The organism is Lactobacillus kefiranofaciens (assembly GCF_900103655.1).
Taxonomy (GTDB): Bacteria; Bacillota; Bacilli; order Lactobacillales; family Lactobacillaceae; genus Lactobacillus; species Lactobacillus kefiranofaciens.
Genome location: NZ_FMXC01000002.1, coordinates 104,223 through 123,617, shown reverse-complemented (window position 1 = coordinate 123,617; position 19,395 = coordinate 104,223). Strand labels below are relative to the sequence as shown.

At 37.6% G+C, this 19,395-nt stretch carries 33 protein-coding genes and 1 pseudogene; 32 read left to right on the top strand and 2 right to left on the bottom strand.

The window, feature by feature from the left end; translation table 11 throughout:
• Window positions 1-18 precede the first annotated feature (18 nt).
• The 27 genes from rpsQ to BLP58_RS01735 all read left to right on the top strand — a co-directional run bounded on the left by rpsQ (window position 19) and on the right by BLP58_RS01735 (window position 14,674).
• On the top strand, window positions 19-285 hold the full coding sequence (gene rpsQ, locus BLP58_RS01865) for a 30S ribosomal protein S17 (RefSeq protein ID WP_013853503.1): 267 nt from the start codon (window positions 19-21) through the stop codon (window positions 283-285).
• Between the two features lie 31 nt (window positions 286-316).
• Entirely contained in the window at window positions 317-685 is a 369-nt protein-coding gene (rplN, locus tag BLP58_RS01860; RefSeq protein ID WP_013853504.1) for a 50S ribosomal protein L14, read from the top strand.
• A gap of 19 nt (window positions 686-704) precedes the next feature.
• Window positions 705-938, top strand: a complete 234-nt coding sequence (gene rplX / locus BLP58_RS01855) for a 50S ribosomal protein L24 (protein WP_013853505.1) — start codon at window positions 705-707, stop codon at window positions 936-938.
• Between the two features lie 14 nt (window positions 939-952).
• Window positions 953-1,495 carry a 50S ribosomal protein L5 gene (gene rplE / locus BLP58_RS01850; RefSeq protein WP_013853506.1) on the top strand — a complete coding sequence of 181 codons (543 nt, stop codon included), beginning with the start codon at window positions 953-955 and terminating at the stop codon, window positions 1,493-1,495.
• Between the two features lie 12 nt (window positions 1,496-1,507).
• Window positions 1,508-1,693 (top strand): type Z 30S ribosomal protein S14, encoded by a 186-nt coding sequence (locus BLP58_RS01845; RefSeq protein WP_003549037.1) that lies wholly within the window; start codon window positions 1,508-1,510, stop codon window positions 1,691-1,693.
• A gap of 30 nt (window positions 1,694-1,723) precedes the next feature.
• Complete coding sequence (gene rpsH / locus BLP58_RS01840; protein ID WP_013853507.1) at window positions 1,724-2,122, top strand: 30S ribosomal protein S8; 399 nt, start codon at window positions 1,724-1,726, stop codon at window positions 2,120-2,122.
• A 24-nt stretch (window positions 2,123-2,146) separates the two neighbouring features.
• Window positions 2,147-2,677: a 50S ribosomal protein L6 gene (gene rplF / locus BLP58_RS01835; protein WP_013853508.1), complete on the top strand. Its 531-nt coding sequence runs from the start codon at window positions 2,147-2,149 to the stop codon at window positions 2,675-2,677.
• Between the two features lie 26 nt (window positions 2,678-2,703).
• Window positions 2,704-3,066: a 50S ribosomal protein L18 gene (gene rplR, locus BLP58_RS01830; RefSeq protein WP_013853509.1), complete on the top strand. Its 363-nt coding sequence runs from the start codon at window positions 2,704-2,706 to the stop codon at window positions 3,064-3,066.
• Between the two features lie 16 nt (window positions 3,067-3,082).
• On the top strand, window positions 3,083-3,589 hold the full coding sequence (rpsE, locus tag BLP58_RS01825) for a 30S ribosomal protein S5 (protein ID WP_013853510.1): 507 nt from the start codon (window positions 3,083-3,085) through the stop codon (window positions 3,587-3,589).
• 16 nt (window positions 3,590-3,605) lie between these two features.
• Complete coding sequence (gene rpmD / locus BLP58_RS01820) at window positions 3,606-3,791, top strand: 50S ribosomal protein L30 (RefSeq protein WP_013853511.1); 186 nt, start codon at window positions 3,606-3,608, stop codon at window positions 3,789-3,791.
• 23 nt (window positions 3,792-3,814) lie between these two features.
• Complete coding sequence (gene rplO / locus BLP58_RS01815) at window positions 3,815-4,255, top strand: 50S ribosomal protein L15 (protein WP_013853512.1); 441 nt, start codon at window positions 3,815-3,817, stop codon at window positions 4,253-4,255.
• Window positions 4,255-5,550 carry a preprotein translocase subunit SecY gene (gene secY / locus BLP58_RS01810; RefSeq protein WP_013853513.1) on the top strand — a complete coding sequence of 432 codons (1,296 nt, stop codon included), beginning with the start codon at window positions 4,255-4,257 and terminating at the stop codon, window positions 5,548-5,550. Before rplO ends, secY begins: the two co-directional genes overlap by 1 nt.
• A gap of 10 nt (window positions 5,551-5,560) precedes the next feature.
• Window positions 5,561-6,217 carry an adenylate kinase gene (locus tag BLP58_RS01805; RefSeq protein WP_013853514.1) on the top strand — a complete coding sequence of 219 codons (657 nt, stop codon included), beginning with the start codon at window positions 5,561-5,563 and terminating at the stop codon, window positions 6,215-6,217.
• Window positions 6,218-6,289: 72 nt separating this feature from the next.
• The gene (gene infA / locus BLP58_RS01800; protein ID WP_013853515.1) at window positions 6,290-6,511 is read left to right on the top strand and encodes a translation initiation factor IF-1; all 222 of its coding nucleotides are present in this window, start codon (window positions 6,290-6,292) and stop codon (window positions 6,509-6,511) included.
• Between the two features lie 16 nt (window positions 6,512-6,527).
• The gene (gene rpmJ, locus BLP58_RS01795; protein ID WP_005721621.1) at window positions 6,528-6,644 is read left to right on the top strand and encodes a 50S ribosomal protein L36; all 117 of its coding nucleotides are present in this window, start codon (window positions 6,528-6,530) and stop codon (window positions 6,642-6,644) included.
• 26 nt (window positions 6,645-6,670) lie between these two features.
• Entirely contained in the window at window positions 6,671-7,021 is a 351-nt protein-coding gene (gene rpsM / locus BLP58_RS01790; RefSeq protein ID WP_013853516.1) for a 30S ribosomal protein S13, read from the top strand.
• A 24-nt stretch (window positions 7,022-7,045) separates the two neighbouring features.
• A complete protein-coding gene (gene rpsK, locus BLP58_RS01785; RefSeq protein WP_003625817.1) occupies window positions 7,046-7,435 on the top strand; it encodes a 30S ribosomal protein S11 in 390 nt (129 codons plus the stop codon).
• A gap of 45 nt (window positions 7,436-7,480) precedes the next feature.
• Complete coding sequence (locus BLP58_RS01780) at window positions 7,481-8,419, top strand: DNA-directed RNA polymerase subunit alpha (protein WP_013853517.1); 939 nt, start codon at window positions 7,481-7,483, stop codon at window positions 8,417-8,419.
• Between the two features lie 25 nt (window positions 8,420-8,444).
• Window positions 8,445-8,828 carry a 50S ribosomal protein L17 gene (rplQ, locus tag BLP58_RS01775; RefSeq protein WP_013853518.1) on the top strand — a complete coding sequence of 128 codons (384 nt, stop codon included), beginning with the start codon at window positions 8,445-8,447 and terminating at the stop codon, window positions 8,826-8,828.
• A 186-nt stretch (window positions 8,829-9,014) separates the two neighbouring features.
• Window positions 9,015-9,866: an energy-coupling factor transporter ATPase gene (locus BLP58_RS01770; RefSeq protein WP_013853519.1), complete on the top strand. Its 852-nt coding sequence runs from the start codon at window positions 9,015-9,017 to the stop codon at window positions 9,864-9,866.
• On the top strand, window positions 9,842-10,699 hold the full coding sequence (locus tag BLP58_RS01765) for an energy-coupling factor transporter ATPase (RefSeq protein ID WP_025084051.1): 858 nt from the start codon (window positions 9,842-9,844) through the stop codon (window positions 10,697-10,699). The genes BLP58_RS01770 and BLP58_RS01765 overlap by 25 nt, the downstream gene beginning before the upstream one ends.
• On the top strand, window positions 10,692-11,489 hold the full coding sequence (locus BLP58_RS01760; RefSeq protein ID WP_013853521.1) for an energy-coupling factor transporter transmembrane component T family protein: 798 nt from the start codon (window positions 10,692-10,694) through the stop codon (window positions 11,487-11,489). Before BLP58_RS01765 ends, BLP58_RS01760 begins: the two co-directional genes overlap by 8 nt.
• A 2-nt stretch (window positions 11,490-11,491) precedes the next feature.
• Complete coding sequence (gene truA / locus BLP58_RS01755) at window positions 11,492-12,280, top strand: tRNA pseudouridine(38-40) synthase TruA (protein ID WP_013853522.1); 789 nt, start codon at window positions 11,492-11,494, stop codon at window positions 12,278-12,280.
• A 104-nt stretch (window positions 12,281-12,384) separates the two neighbouring features.
• Entirely contained in the window at window positions 12,385-12,828 is a 444-nt protein-coding gene (rplM, locus tag BLP58_RS01750; RefSeq protein WP_013853523.1) for a 50S ribosomal protein L13, read from the top strand.
• Between the two features lie 15 nt (window positions 12,829-12,843).
• Window positions 12,844-13,239: a 30S ribosomal protein S9 gene (gene rpsI / locus BLP58_RS01745; protein ID WP_013853524.1), complete on the top strand. Its 396-nt coding sequence runs from the start codon at window positions 12,844-12,846 to the stop codon at window positions 13,237-13,239.
• Window positions 13,240-13,820: 581 nt separating this feature from the next.
• On the top strand, window positions 13,821-14,255 hold the full coding sequence (locus BLP58_RS01740; RefSeq protein WP_013853525.1) for a LytTR family DNA-binding domain-containing protein: 435 nt from the start codon (window positions 13,821-13,823) through the stop codon (window positions 14,253-14,255).
• The gene (locus BLP58_RS01735) at window positions 14,252-14,674 is read left to right on the top strand and encodes a DUF3021 domain-containing protein (RefSeq protein WP_013853526.1); all 423 of its coding nucleotides are present in this window, start codon (window positions 14,252-14,254) and stop codon (window positions 14,672-14,674) included. The genes BLP58_RS01740 and BLP58_RS01735 overlap by 4 nt, the downstream gene beginning before the upstream one ends.
• Window positions 14,675-14,709: 35 nt before the next feature.
• Here BLP58_RS01735 and BLP58_RS01730 read toward each other — a convergent pair whose 3' ends face one another.
• Both BLP58_RS01730 and BLP58_RS01725 read right to left on the bottom strand, forming a co-directional pair.
• Window positions 14,710-15,294, bottom strand: a complete 585-nt coding sequence (locus tag BLP58_RS01730) for a DJ-1 family glyoxalase III (RefSeq protein ID WP_013853527.1) — start codon at window positions 15,292-15,294, stop codon at window positions 14,710-14,712.
• A 37-nt stretch (window positions 15,295-15,331) separates the two neighbouring features.
• The gene (locus BLP58_RS01725; RefSeq protein ID WP_013853528.1) at window positions 15,332-15,991 is read right to left on the bottom strand and encodes an HAD family hydrolase; all 660 of its coding nucleotides are present in this window, start codon (window positions 15,989-15,991) and stop codon (window positions 15,332-15,334) included.
• Between the two features lie 72 nt (window positions 15,992-16,063).
• Between BLP58_RS01725 and BLP58_RS01720 the strand changes: the two are divergent.
• The 5 genes and pseudogenes from BLP58_RS01720 to BLP58_RS01700 all read left to right on the top strand — a co-directional run bounded on the left by BLP58_RS01720 (window position 16,064) and on the right by BLP58_RS01700 (window position 19,382).
• Window positions 16,064-16,817 (top strand): annotated as a pseudogene (locus BLP58_RS01720) (sulfite exporter TauE/SafE family protein).
• Between the two features lie 42 nt (window positions 16,818-16,859).
• Entirely contained in the window at window positions 16,860-17,540 is a 681-nt protein-coding gene (locus tag BLP58_RS01715) for a histidine phosphatase family protein (RefSeq protein WP_013853531.1), read from the top strand.
• A gap of 61 nt (window positions 17,541-17,601) precedes the next feature.
• Complete coding sequence (locus BLP58_RS01710) at window positions 17,602-18,501, top strand: cation diffusion facilitator family transporter (protein ID WP_013853532.1); 900 nt, start codon at window positions 17,602-17,604, stop codon at window positions 18,499-18,501.
• 8 nt (window positions 18,502-18,509) lie between these two features.
• Window positions 18,510-18,692 carry a hypothetical protein gene (locus BLP58_RS01705; protein ID WP_013853533.1) on the top strand — a complete coding sequence of 61 codons (183 nt, stop codon included), beginning with the start codon at window positions 18,510-18,512 and terminating at the stop codon, window positions 18,690-18,692.
• 12 nt (window positions 18,693-18,704) lie between these two features.
• Window positions 18,705-19,382, top strand: a complete 678-nt coding sequence (locus BLP58_RS01700; RefSeq protein WP_025084052.1) for a 2,3-bisphosphoglycerate-dependent phosphoglycerate mutase — start codon at window positions 18,705-18,707, stop codon at window positions 19,380-19,382.
• Window positions 19,383-19,395: the final 13 nt, after the last annotated feature.

Genomic DNA, 19,395 nt, shown 5'->3' with positions numbered 1-19,395 from the left:
TGGAAGGGAGCTATTAACTTGAGCGAAACAAACGAAAGAAATCGTCGTCACGTATATCAAGGTCGTGTGGTTTCTGATAAAATGGACAAGACTATTGTAGTTGTTGTTGATACTTACAAGAACCACCCTGTTTACAACAAGCGTTTTAGATACTCAAAGAAGTACTACGCACAAGACGAAAATAACGAAGCTAAAGTTGGCGATACTGTACGTATCATGGAAACCCGTCCATTATCTCGTAAGAAACGCTTCCGTTTAGTAAAGATTGTTAAGAAATCTGTTTAATTTGCGGATTTAGTGAGGGGAGGATTACACAGTGATTCAAAACGAATCCCGTTTAAAAGTTGCTGATAACTCTGGTGCCAGAGAACTTTTAGTTATTAGAGTTTTAGGTGGATCTAAGCGTAAAACTGGTAACATTGGTGACATCGTGGTATGTACTGTTAAGCAAGCAACACCAGGTGGCGTTGTCAAAAAGGGCGACGTTGTAAAAGCTGTAATTGTTAGAACAAAATCAGGTGCACGTCGTGAAGATGGTTCATACATCAAGTTCGACGAAAATGCTGGCGTAATTATCAATGCAGATAAGAGCCCACGTGGTACTCGTATCTTTGGGCCAGTTGCACGTGAGTTACGTGAGCAAGACTTTATGAAGATCGTCTCTCTTGCTCCTGAAGTCTTATAATTGATAGTGAGGTGCACTGATGTTCGTTAAAATTGGTGACAAAGTAAAAGTTATTGCCGGAAAAGATAAAGGTAAAGAAGGTACTGTTCTTTCTGTTAACGTTAAAAAGAACCGCGTAGTTGTTAAGGGCGTTAACAAGATCAAGAAGCACCAAAAGCCTTCACAAACTAACGCTAATGGTGGTGTAGTTGAATCAGAAGGTTCAATTCATGCATCAAACGTTAAGGTTATTAGTAAAAAAGAAGATAAGTAGGAGGGAGGACACACATGGCAAGTTATTTAGCTAAAGAATACAAAGAAAAAGTAGTTCCTGCATTGGCAGACAAGTTTAATTATACTTCATCTATGCAAATTCCTAAGATCGACAAGATTGTTTTAAACATGGGTGTTGGTGACGCTGTTTCTAATGCCAAGAACTTGGATGAAGCTGTTGAGGAATTAACTTTGATTTCTGGTCAAAAGCCATTAATCACCAAGGCTAAGAAGTCAATTGCTAACTTCCGTTTACGTGAAGGTATGTCTATCGGTGCTAAGGTAACACTTAGAGGTGATAGAATGTATGAATTCTTGTACAAATTAATCAATGTTTCACTTCCACGTGTTCGTGACTTCCGTGGTGTATCCACTCGTTCATTTGATGGACGTGGTAATTACACTTTAGGTGTTAAGGAACAATTGATTTTCCCAGAAATCGATTTTGATAAGGTTAACCGTACTAGAGGGTTAGACATTGTTATCGTAACTACTGCCAATTCTGATGAAGAAGCTCGTGAGCTTTTAAGTCAATTTGGTATGCCGTTTGCAAGATAGTGGAGGACATTAATGGCTAAAACATCACAAAAAATCAGAAATCGTCGTCCTGCTAAGTTCTCTTCACGCGAATATACGCGTTGTGAGAGATGTGGTCGTCCACACTCTGTATACCGTAAATTCGGTTTATGCCGTATTTGCTTAAAAGAATTAGCACACAAGGGTCAAATCCCTGGTCTTAAAAAGGCTAGTTGGTAGGATTAGGATACGGTTAGGAGGATAGCTTAAATGGTCATGACAGATCCAATCGCAGATTACTTGACTAGAATCAGAAATGCCAACATGGCAAAACACGATTCAGTTGAAATTCCTGCATCAAACATTAAAAAGTCTATTTCGGAAATTTTGAAGCGTGAAGGTTTCATCCGTGATTACGAAGTTGCAGATGACAACAAGCAAGGCGTTATCAAGGTATTCTTGAAATATGGTCCAAATAGAGAACGTGTCATTTCAGGTTTGAAGCGTATTTCTAAGCCAGGTCTTAGAAATTACGTAAGCGCTGAAGACTTACCTAAAGTTCTCAATGGTTTAGGTATTGCCATCGTTTCTACTTCTTCCGGTGTTATTACTGACAAAGAAGCAAGACAAAAGAACGTTGGCGGCGAAGTAATTGCCTACATTTGGTAATACTGACAGAAAGGAGAACAATCAATGAGCCGAATCGGTTTAAAGACTATTGAAGTCCCTGACAGTGTTACTGTTACCAAGGAAGGCAACAACATTACTGTTAAGGGCCCTAAGGGTGAATTAACTAGATACTTCGATCCAAAGATTACTTTTGAACAAAAAGATGGCAAGATTAACTTCTCACGTTCAAGTGAAAATGATAAAGCACTTCACGGAACTGAAAGAGCTAATTTGGCTTCAATGATCGAAGGCGTAGTTGATGGCTACAAGAAAGATTTGAAGTTAATTGGTGTTGGTTATCGTGCACAAGCACAAGGCAACAAGATTACTTTGAACGTTGGATATTCTCATCCAGTTGTATTGACCGTACCAGAAGGTGTTTCTGTAAAGACTACATCTGCAACTGATGTTGAAGTTGCAGGTGTTTCAAAACAAGATGTTGGTCAATTTGCAGCTGAAATCCGCGCCGTACGTTCACCTGAACCTTATAAAGGTAAAGGTATTCGTTATGTTGATGAATACGTACGTCGTAAGGAAGGTAAGACTGGTAAGTAATAGTTAGTTATTTTTGAGGTGAAATTGTGATTTCTAAACCAGATAAAAACAAGTTACGCTTAAAGCGCCACAGACGTATTCGTGGCAAGATTTCTGGTACTGCTGAGCGCCCACGCTTAAGCATTTTTCGTTCAAATGAAAACATCTACGCTCAATTAATTGATGACGTAGCGGGTGTTACGCTTGCAAGCGCCTCAAGTTTGGATGAAAATATATCAGAAGATGCAACTAAGGTAGAACAAGCTACTGCTGTAGGTAAGGCTATTGCTGAAGCTGCAAAGGCTAAGAACATTTCTACTGTTGTATTATTTGATAGAAGTGGTTATTTATACCACGGCCGTATTCAAGCATTAGCTGATGCTGCTCGTGAAAACGGATTAGAATTCTAGGAAAGGAGATTAACACATGGCAAACCGCAATGATTCTCGTAATAATCGCAGAAATAAAGACGATATCGAAGATCAATTAGTCGCTATCAACCGTATTACCAAGGTTGTTAAAGGTGGCCGTCGCATGAGATTTGCTGCTCTTGTTGTTGTTGGCGACAAGAAAGGCCGTGTAGGTTTTGGTACTGGTAAAGCTCAAGAAGTCCCAGAAGCAATCCGTAAGGCTGTAGAAGACGGTAAGAAGAAAATGATCAACGTGCCTAAAGTTGGTACTACTATTCCTCATGAAGTTATTGGTCACTACGGTTCAGGTAATATTTTATTGAAGCCTGCCGAAGCTGGTTCTGGTGTTGCTGCTGGTGGTGCCGTACGTATCGTTATGGATATGGCTGGTATTTCAGACGTAACTTCAAAATCACTTGGTTCTAATACTCCAATCAATGTTGTTCGTGCAACTATTGATGGTTTGAAGAAGCTTAGAACTAGCGAAGAAGTTGAAAAACTTCGTCAACCTGAAAGAGCTTAGATTAGGGAGATCATAGATGACTGATTTAAAGATTACTTTAATTAGAAGTGCTGCTCACCGTCTACCTGAACAAAGAAAAATTGTTAAAGCTCTTGGTTTGGGTAGAGTAGATAGTACTGTTGTTCTTCCAGACAACGCTGCTACTCGTGGTGCATTATTGAAAATTGCTCACTTAATCTCTGTTGAAGAGATTACTAAATAAGATATCAAGGAGGTGCCAAATTAATGAAGCTTCATGAATTACATTCTGCTGAAGGCTCACGTCGCGCTAGAAAACGTGTTGGTCGTGGTACTTCAAGTGGTTACGGTAAGACTTCTGGCCGTGGTCAAAAGGGTCAATTAGCTCGTCAAGGCGGTCATACCCGTTTAGGTTTTGAAGGTGGTCAAATGCCATTATTCAGAACTATGCCAAAACGTGGTTTTAAGAATATAAACCGTAAAGAATACGCAATCGTAAATTTAGATGACTTAAATAAGTTCGAAGACGGCAGTGAAGTAACTGTTGCAACTCTTAAGGGAAATGGCTTGGTAAAGAAAGAATTATCAGGTGTTAAGTTACTTGGCAACGGTGAATTAAAGGTTAAGTTAACTGTAAAAGTTAATAAAGTTTCCGCAGCTGCTAAGAAAGCAGTTGAAGCCGCTGGCGGAACTGTTGAGGTGATCTAATGTTTTCGACCTTGAAGAACGCCTTTAAGGATAAAGAAATTAGAAATAAAATTTATTTCACGCTCTTTATTCTTTTGCTATACCGGATCGGCGCTAATATTACCGTTCCTGGTATTAATGTGAAGGCGATCACACAGGTTGCTCAAACTGGTTTAGTTCCAATGCTGGATACTGTATCTGGTGGTGGATTAGATAACTATTCAATATTTTCTCTAGGTGTTTCCCCGTATATTACGGCACAAATTGTTATTCAGCTGTTACAGATGGATATTGTACCAACATTAGTTGAATGGGGAAAACAGGGTGAAGTTGGACGACGTAAAACTAATCAAGTGACAAGGTATTTGACTTTAGTTGTTGCCTTTGTCCAAAGTATTGGTATTACATTAGGTTTCAACGCTTTGACTCAAATGGGTTTGGTTAAGAATCAAACACCACAAACCTATGTAGAAATTGCTATTATCATGACTGCCGGGACTATGTTGTTAACATGGTTGGGTGATGAAATTACTGATAAAGGATTAGGTAATGGTGTTTCAGTAATTATTTTTGCCGGGATTATTGCTAGATTACCTAGTGGTTTATATCAAATCTACAAAGAGGAAATTATTAATAATAGTGCCAGTGATCGTTGGCAAGGTATTTTGTTCTTCATCGCGGTTATAGTTGCAATCTTAATCGTAACCCAATTGGTTACGTGGGTTGAACAAGCTGATCGTCGTATTCCAATTCAATATACTAGAAGAGCGACGATTAGTGGTTCTGAAAGTTTTCTACCATTAAAGGTTAATGTATCTGGAGTTATTCCAGTTATTTTTGCCAGTTCTTTTATTGTTACACCGGCAACAATTTTAATGGCCTTTCAAAGAACCCAAGGCGATCAGCAATGGTTTAAGGTAATGAACCAAATTTTTAGCTTACAAACTACTCCTGGTGTTATTATCTACACTCTTTTAATTATCTTATTTACTTTCTTCTATGCTTTCGTACAGGTTAACCCTGAGAAGCTAGCAGAAAACTTACAAAAACAGGGTGCTTATATTCCTAGCGTTTGGCCGGGCAAAGATACACAGGATTATGTTTCCAAAATGTTGATTAAATTATCAACGGTAGGTTCAATATTCTTAGGTTTAGTTGCTTTATTACCTCAATTGGCCACTAACTTTTGGAATCTTCCAAGTTCCATTGGTTTAGGCGGAACAAGCCTTTTAATTGTAATTGGGGTTGTTCTTGAGTTATCTCGTCAGATTAACGGCTTGTTAATGAAAAGAGAATATGTTGGATTCATCAGATAGGAACGGATAAATGATTAACTTAATTCTTTTAGGTTTACCGGGTGCTGGTAAAGGTACAGCATCAGAGAGAATCGTCGATAAATATCACTTAACTCATATTTCAACTGGAGATATGTTTAGGGAAGCAATGGCTAATAAGACTAAAGTTGGTCTTGAAGCTAAAAGCTACATTGATAAAGGTAATTTAGTACCTGACGAAGTTACTGCTAAATTGGTTGAAGAACGTTTAAGTCAACCTGATATTAAAGAAGGTTTTATCTTAGATGGTTTTCCAAGAACTACCGTGCAAGCAGAACTCTTGGAAGGAATTACTAAGCGTTTAAAGAAGCCTTTAACAAATGTCATTGCGCTTGAAGTTGATGAAGATACTTTGATCAAGCGTTTATCAGCTCGTTATATGTGTAAAAAATGTGGCGCAACTTACAACAAGATTTCTAAGAAACCTAAAGTTGAAGGTACTTGTGATCGTTGTGGTAGTCACGAGTTTTACCAACGTGAAGATGATAAGCCAGAAGTAGTTAAGAATCGTCTTGAAGTTAATGAAAAGATGAATACACCTTTGAAAGACTTTTATCAAAAGAAAGGTTTGCTTACTGTAATTAATGGTGAACAAGCTCCAGAAAAAGTCTTTGAAGATATTGATGCGGTATTGAGTAATAATCAGTAAAGAAAAATTTGTATAATTTTTTATCCGTGTTATAATTTCAAAGTATGACTGTTTAATTGCGGAGGAACAACTTTGGCAAAAGATGATGTCATTGAAGTAAAGGGTAAGGTAGTAGATACCTTACCTAATGCTATGTTTAAAGTCGAATTGAAAAATGGAGCTACTATTTTAGCTCATGTTTCCGGCAAGATTAGGATGCACTACATTCGTATTTTGCCTGGAGATCGTGTAACTGTTGAATTGTCTCCATATGATTTGACTAAAGGTAGAATTACGTATCGGTTTATAAAGTAATATAACGGAGGGAAACATGAAGGTTAGACCATCTGTTAAACCAATGTGTGAACATTGTAAAGTTATTAAAAGACATGGCCGTGTTATGGTGATTTGCTCTGCAAATCCTAAGCACAAGCAACGTCAAGGTTAATAGTAGAATAAGAGGAGGTGTAGGTTATGGCTCGTATTGCTGGTGTTGACTTACCAAGAGACAAGAGAATTGTTGTTGCATTAACATACATTTACGGTATTGGTGATGCAACTGCTAAGAAGATCTGCGCAGATTCTGGTGTATCAGAAGATGTTCGCTCAAAGGATTTAACTCCTGAAGATCAAGAAAAACTTCGTGCTGAAGTTGACAAGTACCGTGTTGAAGGTGACTTACGTCGTGAAGTAAGCATGAACATTAAGCGCTTAGTTGATATTGGTTCTTATCGTGGTATTCGTCACCGCCGTGGACTTCCAGTTCGTGGTCAAAATACCAAGAATAATGCGCGTACTCGCAAGGGTACTAAGAGAAACCGTTAATTTTATTTATAAGGAGGTTTATTGATGCCTGCAAAGAAAACAGCACGTAAGCGTCGTGTGAAGAAGCATGTTGAAAGCGGTGTGGCTCACATTCACTCAACGTTTAATAATACTTTAGTCATGATTACTGACGTTCAAGGTAATGCAGTTGCTTGGTCTTCAGCTGGTGCATTGGGCTTTAAGGGTAGTCGTAAGTCTACTCCATTTGCAGCTCAAATGGCAGCTGAGGCAGCGGCTAAGAGTGCAATGGACCAAGGTATGAAGCATGTAGAAGTTTCTGTTAAAGGGCCTGGTGCTGGTCGTGAATCTGCTATTAGATCACTTCAAGCAACTGGTCTTGAAATTACTGCAATTCGTGACGTTACGCCAGTTCCCCACAATGGTTCCAGACCACCAAAACGTCGTCGTGTTTAATATTGTCCTTGATATAGGACGTTACGTTTTGAAAGGGGCCCAGTAATGATTGAATTTGAAAAACCAAATATTACCGTTGTTGAACAAGAAGATTCTTACGGTAAGTTTGTTGTTGAACCACTTGAGCGAGGCTTTGGTACTACTTTAGGTAATTCTTTGAGAAGAGTATTACTTACTTCTATTCCAGGTACTGGACTTGTTTATGTGCAAATTGATGGCGTTTTACACGAGTTCTCAACAGTTCCTGGCGTCAGAGAAGATGTAACTAAGATTATTCTGAATTTAAAGAAACTTGAATTAAAGTCTCTCTCAGATGAACAAAAGGTTATTGAATTAGACGTTGAAGGTCCTGCCACAGTAACTGCTGATGATCTTAAAGTTGATGCAGACGTTCAAGTCTTGAATCCGGATCAATACATTTGTACCATTGCTAAAGGTGGACACTTGCATATGGAACTTGCCGTAAAGAATGGTAGAGGCTATGTAACTGCAAGTGACAATAAGAGTGATGACATGCCAATTGGAGTTATTCCTGTTGATTCTCTATTCTCACCAATTAAGAAGGTTAACTACCAAGTTGAGTCTACTCGTGTTGGTAAGAGAGATGATTTTGACAAGCTCACTTTTGAGATTTGGACTGACGGTTCAATCAAGCCTAATGACGCCCTTAGTTTTGCTGCTAAAATTTTAGTTGAACACTTTAAAGTGTTTGAATCAGCTGATGCAAATACTAAATTCAGCGAAGTAATGGTGGAGAAGGAAGACGATAAGAAAGAAAAGAAGCTTGAAATGACAATTGAAGAGCTTGATCTTTCTGTTCGTTCATATAACTGCCTTAAACGTGCCGGCATTAACACTCTACAAGAGTTAACTGATAAGTCAGAATCAGATATGATGCGTGTACGTAACTTAGGACGTAAATCATTGGAAGAAGTTAAGAATAAATTAACCGACTTAGGTCTTTCACTTCGTCAAGAAGACTAAGTAGGCAAATAAAGGAGGCAAATCCATGGCATACCGTAAATTAGGTCGCGATAGTGCTCACAGAAAAGCAATGCTTAGAGAAATGACTACTCAATTAATCATGAAAGAACGCATTGTGACTACTGAAACTCGTGCTAAAGAAGTTCGTAAGACTGCTGAAAAGATGATCACTTTAGGCAAGCGCGGCGATTTAGCTTCAAGAAGAAAGGCTGCAGCATTTGTGCGTGACGAAGTAGCAGATATTCACGAAGAAAAAGATACTGTTGTTGTTAAGTCAGCATTACAAAAATTGTTCAGCGATGTAGCACCTCGTTACAAAGACCGTAATGGTGGTTACACCAGAATTTTGAAGTTAGCTATTGCTCGTAAGGGTGATGCTGCTCCAATGGTTATTCTTGAATTAGTTTAATTCAAATAATCACAACTTAATACGTATTAAGAATTATCCATGAAAGTGAGAATAAGCGTAAAGATGATGGCGCAAGCTTAGTCTAGCTTAGATGATTAGAATCATCCCTCTTCATGGGTGATTTTTTTTGCTCTTTTTTCTGTTACAATTACTATTAAGTAATTGATAAGGGGGGGAGTGAAAAAAATGGCAGACAATAGTGCCGTTGAATTTAAGAATGTGTCGTTCACATACCCAGATGCGAAAAAATCTGTTTTGCATGATGTTAGTTTCCGAATAAAAAAGGGATTATGGACAGCTTTAATTGGTCATAATGGTAGTGGTAAATCAACTATTTCTAAACTAATTAACGGATTGCTTATTCCTGATCAAAATGAAAAAAGTGAAATTAAGGTAGAAGGAATAAAACTTACACCCCAGAATGTTTGGAATATTAGGGAAAAAGTTGGGATAGTTTTTCAGAATCCTGATAATCAATTTGTAGGTGCGACTGTTGGTGATGATGTCGCTTTTGGATTAGAGAATCGTGGAGTTCCAAGAGACCAAATGTTAGATAGGGTTCAACGAGTTTTATCCGATGTAGGAATGTTGGACTATATTAATGCAGAACCTGCAAATTTATCTGGTGGTCAAAAACAAAGAATAGCGATTGCTGGAATTCTAGCTGTAGAGCCTGACGTTATTATTTTCGATGAATCAACTTCAATGTTGGATCCGAATGGACGAGAGCAGATACTAGGAATTATTAAAAAGTTAATGTTGGAGAAAAAGTTAACGATTATTTCAATTACTCATGATATTGAAGAAGCTAATTTAGCAGATGAAGTTCTTGTTTTAAATGATGGTCAAATATTAGCACAAGATATTCCAGCAGAGGTTTTTAGTAAAACTGAAATGCTGCGAGAGATAGGATTAGATATTCCCTTTACTGAAAAATTAATTAGTAAATTGGATCAAATAGGCATTAAAATTCCGCAGAATGTAAAGACGAAAGATGAGTTGAAACAATATCTATGTCAATTAAATTTGAAAAAGTAGATTATGTATATTCTCCGGGGACTTCAATGGAGAAAAAGGGGTTAGACAATGTTTCTTTTGAAATAGCTGATCATAGTTTTGTGGCATTAATAGGTCATACTGGTAGTGGTAAATCCACCATGATGCAGCATTTTAATGCTTTGTTAAAGCCGAGTACAGGAACAATTGACATTGCTGGATATCATATTACGTCAAGTACTAGTAATAAAAATTTGAAAAATCTACGTAAACAAGTTAGTTTAGTGTTTCAATTTCCAGAAGCTCAATTATTTGAGAATACTGTACTTGAAGATGTTGAGTTTGGTCCTAAGAATTTTGGCGCTAGTGAAGTAGAGGCTAAGAAGAAAGCATTAAAATGGCTAAAAAAAGTTGGTTTATCAGAAAGCATAATATCTAATTCTCCGTTTGAACTATCCGGTGGTCAGATGCGTCGAGTAGCCATTGCTGGAGTAATGGCCATAGAGCCACAAGTATTATGTTTGGATGAACCAGCAGCAGGATTAGATCCACGGGCTCGCAGAGAAATGATGCAACTATTTGTTGACTATCAAAAAGCGGGTCATACTGTGATTTTAGTAACACATAATATGAATGATGTGGCTGAATATGCAGATGATGTTTTAGTGATGGAGAATGGTAAATTAATCAAGCATGCTCGGCCAGAAGAAGTTTTTGCGGACAAGAACTGGCTCAAAAGGCATTATCTAGATGAACCTACTCCTAGTCTGTTTGCGTCAAGTTTATCTAATTTTAATTTTGAAAAAAATCCATTAACGCTTGAACAATTAGCTAATGAGATTAAAGATAATTTGTGGGGTGAAGCAAGTGAGTAAAATAATTGTGGGACGATATATCCCAGGGAATGCTCTAATTTATAAGATGGATCCTCGGGGGAAGTTATTAATCACTATTTTATTTATTTTTACCATTCTTTTGGCTAATAACCCTATTAGTTATGGAATAATTACGCTGTTTTGTTTTTTAGCGGTTTTTACTACTAAGCTTAAAGTACGGGTGTTTTGGAATGGAGTTAAACCATTAATTGGTTTGATTTTTTTCACGGCTTTATTACAATTATTTTTTATGACTGGTGGAAAAGTTTATTGGCAGTGGTGGATTTTTACATTGTCTAGTTATGGGATTGTTAATGCAATTTATATTTTTATTCGTTTTACGCTAATTATTCTTATTTCCACAGTAATGACAGTAACTACGATGCCCCTTGAAATTGCAGACGCTATGGAGTGGTTATTAAAGCCATTGAAAATATTTAAAGTACCTGTAGATAAAATTGCTTTGGTAATCTCTATTGCATTAAGATTTGTTCCAACGTTGTTTGATGAAACCTTTAAAATTATGAATGCTCAAAGGTCTCGCGGAGCTGATTTTAATGATGGTGGATTGATTAAGCGAGCTAAGGCAATTACGCCTATCTTGGTACCATTGTTTATTCATTCATTGGAGACAGCGATAGATTTGTCAACTGCAATGGAATCACGCGGTTATCGCGGTAGCCAAGGACGGACAAAATATCGAGTTTTAAGATGGTCAAAATATGATTTGCTTGACTTAGCATATTTCATATTGTTAGTAGTATTATTATTGATTTTTAGGAACCATTAATTATGTTGACAAGATATAAAATGACAATGTCTTATGATGGACATTTATTCCATGGCTTTCAATTGCAGCCAGATCAACGTACAGTCCAAGGAACTGTTGAAGATGCTCTTAAGAAGATGACTAAAGGACAACGAGTTATCGTACAAGGCTCTGGCCGGACCGATGCGAGCGTTCATGCACTAGGGCAGGTAATTCACTTTGATTACCCAGGAAAGGCAATACCAGCCAATAAAATGATTTTAGCGCTTAATTCCATGATGCCTACTGATATTATTTTTACTGATTGTCAAATAGTTGATGAAAATTTTCATGCACGGTATTCGATTAAAGGAAAATGGTATCGTTATCGTGTCAGTTTGGATCATTTTGTCAATCCTTTTAAACGTTTTTACACGGGACATTTTCCTTATGCGCTTGATGTGAAAAAAATGCAGGAAGCTGGACGTGACTTATTAGGAAAACATGATTTTACTAGTTTTGCAGCTAGTGGTGGTCAAATTGAAGATAAAGTCAGAACAATTTATTATGTAAATATTACCAAAGACGAAAAGGAAAATGAGGTAATTTTTGATTTTATCGGTTCAGGTTTTTTATATAATATGGTACGAATCATGGTAGCCGCATTACTAGAAATTGGCAATGAGCGTCGTCCATTGCATGATCTAAAAAGAGTAATTGCAGCTAAGGATAGACAGGAAGTTCGTCAAACAGCCCATGCTAGTGGATTATATCTTTATCATGTTTTTTATGATGATGTACCACAAAAATATCGTCAAGACCGGTATTTATAATTGACTTTTATTGCAAAAGGACGTACTCTAGTATAGTATGTTTGTCCACGATAGGCCCCGGAAACTTATTGTTTTCAAACTGCAAGTAAACGGAGGAATTTAAATTGCGTACTACACCATTAGCAAAATCTAGTGAAATCGAACGTAAGTGGTACATTATTGATGCAACTGACGTATCTTTAGGTCGTCTTTCTGCAGCTGTAGCCACTATTTTGAGAGGTAAGAATAAGCCTCAATACACACCTAATGTTGATACCGGTGATAACGTTATTGTTATCAACGCTTCAAAGATTAAGTTAACTGGTAAAAAGGCTTCAGACAAGATCTACTACCACCACTCAGAATGGCGCGGTGGTTTAAAAGCTGTTTCATACGGTGAGTTGCTTGCTAATAACCCAGTTAAGATGGTTGAAATCTCAGTTAAGGGCATGCTTCCAAAGAATACTCTTGGTCACCAAGAATTCTTGAAGATGCACGTTTATGCTGGTGAAGATCACAAGCATGAAGCACAAAAGCCTGAAAAGTTAGATATCAACAAGTTAATTTAATTAGGAGGTTAAATAATGGCACAACAAGCTGCATACACAGGTACTGGTCGCCGCAAGGATTCAGTTGCGCGTGTTCGTTTAGTACCAGGTAACGGTAAGATCACTGTTAACGACAAAGATGTTGATCAATACATTCCATTCCCTAACTTGGTTAAAGATTTGAAGCAACCTTTAACATTAACTGAAACTGACGGTCAATACGACGTCCACGTTAATGTTAACGGTGGTGGCTTCTCAGGCCAAGCTGGAGCAATCCGTCTCGGTGTTGCACGTGCTCTTCTTGAAGTGGACCCAGATTTTCGTGGCCCACTTAAGAAGGCAGGTTTCTTAACCCGTGACCCAAGAATGAAGGAAAGAAAGAAGCCAGGTTTGAAGAAAGCCCGTAAAGCTTCTCAATTCTCAAAGCGTTAATCTTTGGATTTTACGTTTATACAAAAAGCATCCCGATTTGGGATGCTTTTTTTGTACATTCTTTAATTAAATGTAAGTTAATAATCATTTATGGATATTACATATGATTAACTATAATTACTTTTTCTTTTTTGATTTTATAGTTTCATATGTGTATATTCCCCAGCCAATGAGACATACAATACATAAAAATAATTTCAATTCTTTAGAGTTACTTGTCCAAGTACACCATAAATTGACTGAGGTTGAAATAATTACAAGGATTACTAAATATATATTTAATTTGTTTTTAAGCACGCCTCTACCTCCTAATAAAAATAATATTGTTTTTATCGGTATTGTATATTAAGTTAAGAAGCTGTTCAACTTACAGTCTTGAAAGATGAAATTTATTAAAATAATCTATAAAATGGTCACAATTGGTCACCAAGTTTTCTAAAAGTATCCCAATTTGGGATGCTTTTTTTATCTTCCAAACGTACTTTTCCACCGTTTACCCACAAGAATTAACCATTCACCGAAATTCTTAAATTTAAAATATTTTTCCAGCTACACTAATAAACAAGAAAGGAGGAAAAAGGATGAAGGTAAAATTTAACATTGATAATCAGTTACCAGAAGAACATGCTGAATTTTGGTTAAAAAAGATGACGGATAAATTCAGCCAATTAGGCAAGGAACTAAGTGGTGAACAAGACATGGTCTGGTGCAACCAGGATGATGAAATTGTTCCCGTGAAGTTTGAAAACATTTATTTGATTCAAGTTGAGAGTGAACAGACTGTAATTTATGACGAAGCTCAAAATTATCGTTATAAAGGACGGCTGTATCAAATTAAGAATGTCTTACCACATGATTTTTTAACAGCATCAAGAAGTGCAATTATTAATTATCGGAAAATTGATCATTTGGAGATTATGGATGGCGGCAATATTGATGTCATTATGAAAAATCAGATACGGGTACAAATTTCTAGAAGAAAAATTAAAGATTTGAAGGAAAGGTTAGGATTATGAAAAGAGTAACATCGTTTTTAGTAAGTGGAATGATCGGTATTGGAATTGGAATGGTTTGGTATGTAGTAGAAACCATGCTTCAAACAGGAGAAAATTGGCAACATGTTCAAGTTTCGTTTACTAGCTTAATTTTTTGGTTGATTGCTACTTTTGCGATTGGTGCATTTTTCAACTTGGCTGGATTAGTTTTTGAGCAAACGCAATGGTCATTAAGAAAGCAAATTATTGTAAATTTCTTTGTTTGTTATATTGCATATTTTGCTTTCGAATTAGTAATTAATGATTTTTTCTTATCGATTAAGTTTTTCTTAGTAGTTACTGGAGCTTTCGTCTTAATGTATCTGATTGCTTATGGCTTATATTTTTGGCAATTATATCAAGACGTTAAGGAAATAAATCAAAAATTGAAGGAAAAATAAAAAAGCTCCGAAAAGTTCGGAGCTTTTCTTCATGTTTATAAACTATCTTGAATATTGTCAGCTAAGTAGTCATAAAGCATACCGTGCTTTAATTGTTTAGTGTCAACACCAAGGACTTCAGCGATAGCATAAGCAAATGCCCAAGCGGTAGCAGGACCACGGCTAGTTAAAATTTTATGTTCTTTATCGGTTACAGTGATCTTTTCGCTAAATTTAGCACTCTTATCATACTTCAAGCATTCATCTTCAATGCCAGGATAGCAAGTAAAGTCAGCATCCTTTAATACGCCGTAACGAGCCAAAGCACGTGGAGCAGCACACATTGCGGCATCCCACTTACCAGCTTCGTGACGCTTAACCATCAAGTCACGTAACTTTTCATTATCGCGCAAGTTAGCTGAGCCAGTCATGCCGCCTGGGAATGCGACTAAATCATAATCAAGCAAGCTATCATTGACGACCTTGTCGCAAGTTAACTTAATGTGGTGGTCACCATCAACATCTTTACTAGTTAAACCAACCATATCGCAGTCAACGCCGAGACGACGCAATACGTCAACAACGCTTAAGCCTTCAACTTCTTCGCAGCCATCTGCGAATACTACAACAACTTTTGCCATTAAAAAATCATCCTTCCTGTTAATTTCATTATAAGGGTTAATTGATATCTAGGTAAAACAATAAGTCCGATAATTTGCTCAGGTGCAGAGTAGGGTGAGGTGAAATCGGAATCTTGTCTTTCTTGGGCGTTAGCCATAATGACTTTAAGTTGGCGTTTTCAGCGCCTTGAATTTCTTCATCTAAATTCGTACCAATGACTAAAACATTATCCGGGTCAATCTCGGGATGCTCTTTTAGAATTTGGGAAAAAATATTTTTGCTAGGCAACTTTTCTTTAAAATCATCTGCAAAATAGGCCGCGTCAAATGAACTAAGAAGTTCACTAGGAGCTAAGCGTGGTTCGATCTGGGCTTTAGTTTCTTTAGCCAGCAAAATCAAGTTAAGCGATCCAGTGACCTCATCCAGAAAATCAGTCGCACCTTTAACGAGGTGAGTTTGCTCTTTCATCTTTTCATCAAAAATCGCGCGCGTCTTTTCATGATCTTCTTTTAAAAAGGTAGATAGAGCCAAATTAATTTGATCGTCGTGGGACAAAATCTTGAATTGCTTTTGCAGGCTGGTATATTTCAACCTTTCTGCCGGTCCCCAATCTAAGTCGTATTGCTTCAAAGTTTGACGCAAAGCGTTTTTCTCGGCCAACTTTTCATTTAAAAGGCTGCCTTCGGGGATAAAAACTAATGTATCAAATGTGGACATTTAATCACTTCCTTTACGTTAATAACCATAAAAATTATAATAAACTACACAACTTAAAGGAAGGGCTTGCAAATGACGATTTGGACAGTAATATTTCTATTAATTGGTGGCGTGGCCGGTGGATTGTTATCTTCAATTGCTTCAATGGCCTCGCTAGCTTCATACCCAGTTTTATTGGCGGTGGGCACCAGTTTTTGCCAACGTTACTAACGACGCAGCGCTAATTTGGAACAGCTTAGGTGCGACTATTTCTTCAACTAAAGAATTGAAAGGACATTGGAAACAGGTCTGGTTCTACACCATTTTTACCGTTATCGGTTCAATTATGGGCTGCATGGCTTTGCTTGCCTTTCCTTCTAGTGTTTTTGAAAAAGCGGTGCCATTCTTCATTGCATTTTCCGGGATCATGATCATCGTTTCAGGCCAGCAGCATGTTCTGAATACTAAAAAACAGCCACTTGGGTTAAAGATTCTTTACTTTATTGCCTTGCTAATCATGGGTGCTTATACAGGCTATTTTGGTGCAGCTGGTGGCGTCATTGTCTTAGTATTGTTAACTTATATTGCTGGTGAAAAATTTATTGTCATTAACGCGATTAAGAATGTAATTTGTGGTTTCGCCAACCTAGTTGCTCTTATTATCTATATCTTTACCTCGCACATTTATTGGCTGCAGGCTATTCCCCTAGCAATCGGAATGTTTATTGGTGGCTACATTGGGCCTATCATTTTACGTCATGTACCCGAAAAACCGGTTAGGATTTTTATTGCGACTTTAGCATTTATTCAAGCTGGCTACTTCTTTTATACAGCGTATCTGCGCTAAATTTGATACAATATTTAGTAATGCAAAGGGAGTGAGAATTTAATGGCAACAGAAGTTTATTTAGTTCGCCACGGTGAGACGATGTTTAATCAATTGAATAAGGTGCAAGGCTGGTGCGATTCTCCTTTAACTGTTAAGGGGATTAATGATTTAAAGAGAACAGCTAGTGCTTTGAGTCAGGTGCATTTTGATAACATGTATTCATCGGACCTAAAGAGAGCAATTGATACCGTTCACTTGATGAAGAATGCTAATGTGGTTTCAGATATTGGCAAGATCAGAAAGCTGCCTGAGTTTCGGGAAGTCTTCTTTGGTACTTTTGAGGGTGACGATATTAATAAAACCTGGGATCAAGTCGCAATGGCAGCAGGCATAGGACATGAAGATGATGTTGCCAAAATTATCAATCAAGTGGGTTTGCGCAAATTCCGTGAGGCTGCTAAAAAGGCAGATCCCCGTCATTTGGCTGAAGATAAAGATGAACTTGATGAAAGAATGGTCCGCGCAATTCAAGTTTTAGGCGATTTGACTAAGAATGAACAAAGAGTGTTGTTAGTCAGCCACGGCGATTTTATTAAGACACTCGCAATCAAGTACTGGGATCAAAGCGATGGCAACCACGACATTCTTTTTCCTAATAATGGTAGCGTTACTCGTGGTATCTTGCATGACAATGGAAAATTTGAGATTGTTGATTACAATATGGATGCGAATAAACTATAGAAAAGTCCTACTGCATAAGCGGGGCCTTTTTTGGTACACTGATAACGAGAGGAAAATATTTATGAATAAAGATCATACAACTAAACGCTATGTGTTTGTCACATTGCTAAATGTTGTTATTACCATCGCTGAATTTTTGGGTGGTATTTTGTCAGGTTCATTAGCATTGCTGTCAGATGCGGTGCACAACCTGAGTGATGTCGGGGCAATTATCTTGTCCTTTGTAGCTCATTTGATTAGTAGAAGAAGTCGCAATACTAAGAAAACTTTTGGCTATGATCGAGCCGAGATCTTGGCTGCTTTTACTAACGGGGTTATCCTAATTGTCATTAGTGTTGTATTGTTTGTGGAAGCAATCCAGCGCTTCTGGAAGCCGGAACATATTCATGGCGGAATCATGCTAGTGGTTTCCATTATTGGTCTGTTAGCTAATGTAATTTCAATGTTGGCGATGCATCGAGATGCAAAGGGCAATCTAAATGTTCGCTCTACTTTTATTCATATGTTGAGCGATGCTTTATCCAGTGTTGCCGTAGTAATCGGTGCGGTTTTCATTTACTTTTGGAATGTGACTTGGCTTGACCCGGTTTTAACCATTTTGGTTTCGCTGTTTGTTTTGCATGAAGCTTACGAGATTACGATGAAGGCGGCCAACGTCTTGATGGAGTCTAATCCTGATGTTGACTTAGCTGAAGTGAATAAAATTGTTTTATCTTTTCCAGTCGTCCAAAATATTCACCACGTCCATGTTTGGCGCTATAGTGACGATTTCATCATGATGGACGCCCATATCAATGTGGATCGCAATTTGCATGCGGATGAATTGGAGAACTTATATCAAAAAATTGGTAAAAAGCTTAAGCAAGAACTGGGCATCAATCACGTTACTTTGCAGGCAGAATGCGAACGCGGACGTAATGATAAGATGATTGTTCCTGGCCGTGGCAATAACGAAAATTAGGTGAAAAAATGTTTAATGTTAATATTTTTACAGCAGTAATCGTTTTAATCATGGGAATTTATGATATGTCCTATGCTTTTAACAGGCGCCACCAACCCAATAATAAGTTTGGCATTGCAGCCTTTATGATTTTGGGTATTATTTTTACTATTGGCGGAATTGTAATGATTGTCAGAAGTTTAATCAAATAAAGGAATCTTAGAATGGCAAAATTAGTATTAGTTCGGCATGGCGAAAGTGTAGCCAATGCCGCCAACGTTTATACAGGCTGGAATGATGTTCCATTAACTAAAAAAGGTGAAGAGCAGGCCAGACAAGCGGGTGAATTGATTAATACTATCTCAGATTTTGCTCCTACGCATATCCATACTTCCGTTTTGTCACGGGCTATTGTTACGGCTAATATTGTTGCCGAGACCTGCAATTTATTATGGCTGCCGATGACTAAGACATGGCGGCTGAATGAACGTCACTATGGTGCTCTTAGAGGTCTTAACAAAGATATCTCGCGCAAAGTCTTTGGTGTAGAACAAGTCTTACTGTGGCGGCGGGGTTTTGATTCGGTGCCACCCGCACAAGGCTCGCCCATTATTGATCGGCGTTACAAGTTGTGTGACCAACATTTAATGCCGCGTGCAGAAAGCTTGCATCAAACGCAAAATCGCTTAATGCCATATTATCATGACCATATTGCTAGTAGGCTAATGAACGGTGAAGATCAATTGATCGTGGCTCATGGCTCTAGTTTGCGTGCTTTAATCAAAAAACTAGAGCAGATTAATGACCATGATATTGTAAAACTTGAGGTGCCGAATGCAGAACCGATTGTTTATACAATGGATGATCAATTAAATATTATTAAAAAAGAAATTTTACGCTAAAAAAATGCACTAC

Coding starts and splice junctions, on each gene's coding strand:
- rplO (WP_013853512.1), top strand. CDS start 3,815: ATGAAGCTTCATGAATTACATTCTGCTGAAGGCTCACGTCGCGCTAGA.
- BLP58_RS01765 (WP_025084051.1), top strand. CDS start 9,842: ATGTCAATTAAATTTGAAAAAGTAGATTATGTATATTCTCCGGGGACT.
- rpsK (WP_003625817.1), top strand. CDS start 7,046: ATGCCTGCAAAGAAAACAGCACGTAAGCGTCGTGTGAAGAAGCATGTT.
- BLP58_RS01735 (WP_013853526.1), top strand. CDS start 14,252: ATGAAAAGAGTAACATCGTTTTTAGTAAGTGGAATGATCGGTATTGGA.
- rpsI (WP_013853524.1), top strand. CDS start 12,844: ATGGCACAACAAGCTGCATACACAGGTACTGGTCGCCGCAAGGATTCA.
- BLP58_RS01740 (WP_013853525.1), top strand. CDS start 13,821: ATGAAGGTAAAATTTAACATTGATAATCAGTTACCAGAAGAACATGCT.
- rpsE (WP_013853510.1), top strand. CDS start 3,083: ATGGCAAACCGCAATGATTCTCGTAATAATCGCAGAAATAAAGACGAT.
- BLP58_RS01715 (WP_013853531.1), top strand. CDS start 16,860: ATGGCAACAGAAGTTTATTTAGTTCGCCACGGTGAGACGATGTTTAAT.
- rplE (WP_013853506.1), top strand. CDS start 953: ATGGCAAGTTATTTAGCTAAAGAATACAAAGAAAAAGTAGTTCCTGCA.
- BLP58_RS01845 (WP_003549037.1), top strand. CDS start 1,508: ATGGCTAAAACATCACAAAAAATCAGAAATCGTCGTCCTGCTAAGTTC.
- BLP58_RS01730 (WP_013853527.1), bottom strand. CDS start 15,294: ATGGCAAAAGTTGTTGTAGTATTCGCAGATGGCTGCGAAGAAGTTGAA.
- rpsH (WP_013853507.1), top strand. CDS start 1,724: ATGGTCATGACAGATCCAATCGCAGATTACTTGACTAGAATCAGAAAT.
- rpmJ (WP_005721621.1), top strand. CDS start 6,528: ATGAAGGTTAGACCATCTGTTAAACCAATGTGTGAACATTGTAAAGTT.
- rplQ (WP_013853518.1), top strand. CDS start 8,445: ATGGCATACCGTAAATTAGGTCGCGATAGTGCTCACAGAAAAGCAATG.
- BLP58_RS01725 (WP_013853528.1), bottom strand. CDS start 15,991: ATGTCCACATTTGATACATTAGTTTTTATCCCCGAAGGCAGCCTTTTA.
- rplF (WP_013853508.1), top strand. CDS start 2,147: ATGAGCCGAATCGGTTTAAAGACTATTGAAGTCCCTGACAGTGTTACT.
- BLP58_RS01780 (WP_013853517.1), top strand. CDS start 7,481: ATGATTGAATTTGAAAAACCAAATATTACCGTTGTTGAACAAGAAGAT.
- BLP58_RS01705 (WP_013853533.1), top strand. CDS start 18,510: ATGTTTAATGTTAATATTTTTACAGCAGTAATCGTTTTAATCATGGGA.
- BLP58_RS01710 (WP_013853532.1), top strand. CDS start 17,602: ATGAATAAAGATCATACAACTAAACGCTATGTGTTTGTCACATTGCTA.
- BLP58_RS01770 (WP_013853519.1), top strand. CDS start 9,015: ATGGCAGACAATAGTGCCGTTGAATTTAAGAATGTGTCGTTCACATAC.
- rpsM (WP_013853516.1), top strand. CDS start 6,671: ATGGCTCGTATTGCTGGTGTTGACTTACCAAGAGACAAGAGAATTGTT.
- rpmD (WP_013853511.1), top strand. CDS start 3,606: ATGACTGATTTAAAGATTACTTTAATTAGAAGTGCTGCTCACCGTCTA.
- BLP58_RS01700 (WP_025084052.1), top strand. CDS start 18,705: ATGGCAAAATTAGTATTAGTTCGGCATGGCGAAAGTGTAGCCAATGCC.
- secY (WP_013853513.1), top strand. CDS start 4,255: ATGTTTTCGACCTTGAAGAACGCCTTTAAGGATAAAGAAATTAGAAAT.
- truA (WP_013853522.1), top strand. CDS start 11,492: ATGTTGACAAGATATAAAATGACAATGTCTTATGATGGACATTTATTC.
- BLP58_RS01805 (WP_013853514.1), top strand. CDS start 5,561: ATGATTAACTTAATTCTTTTAGGTTTACCGGGTGCTGGTAAAGGTACA.
- rplX (WP_013853505.1), top strand. CDS start 705: ATGTTCGTTAAAATTGGTGACAAAGTAAAAGTTATTGCCGGAAAAGAT.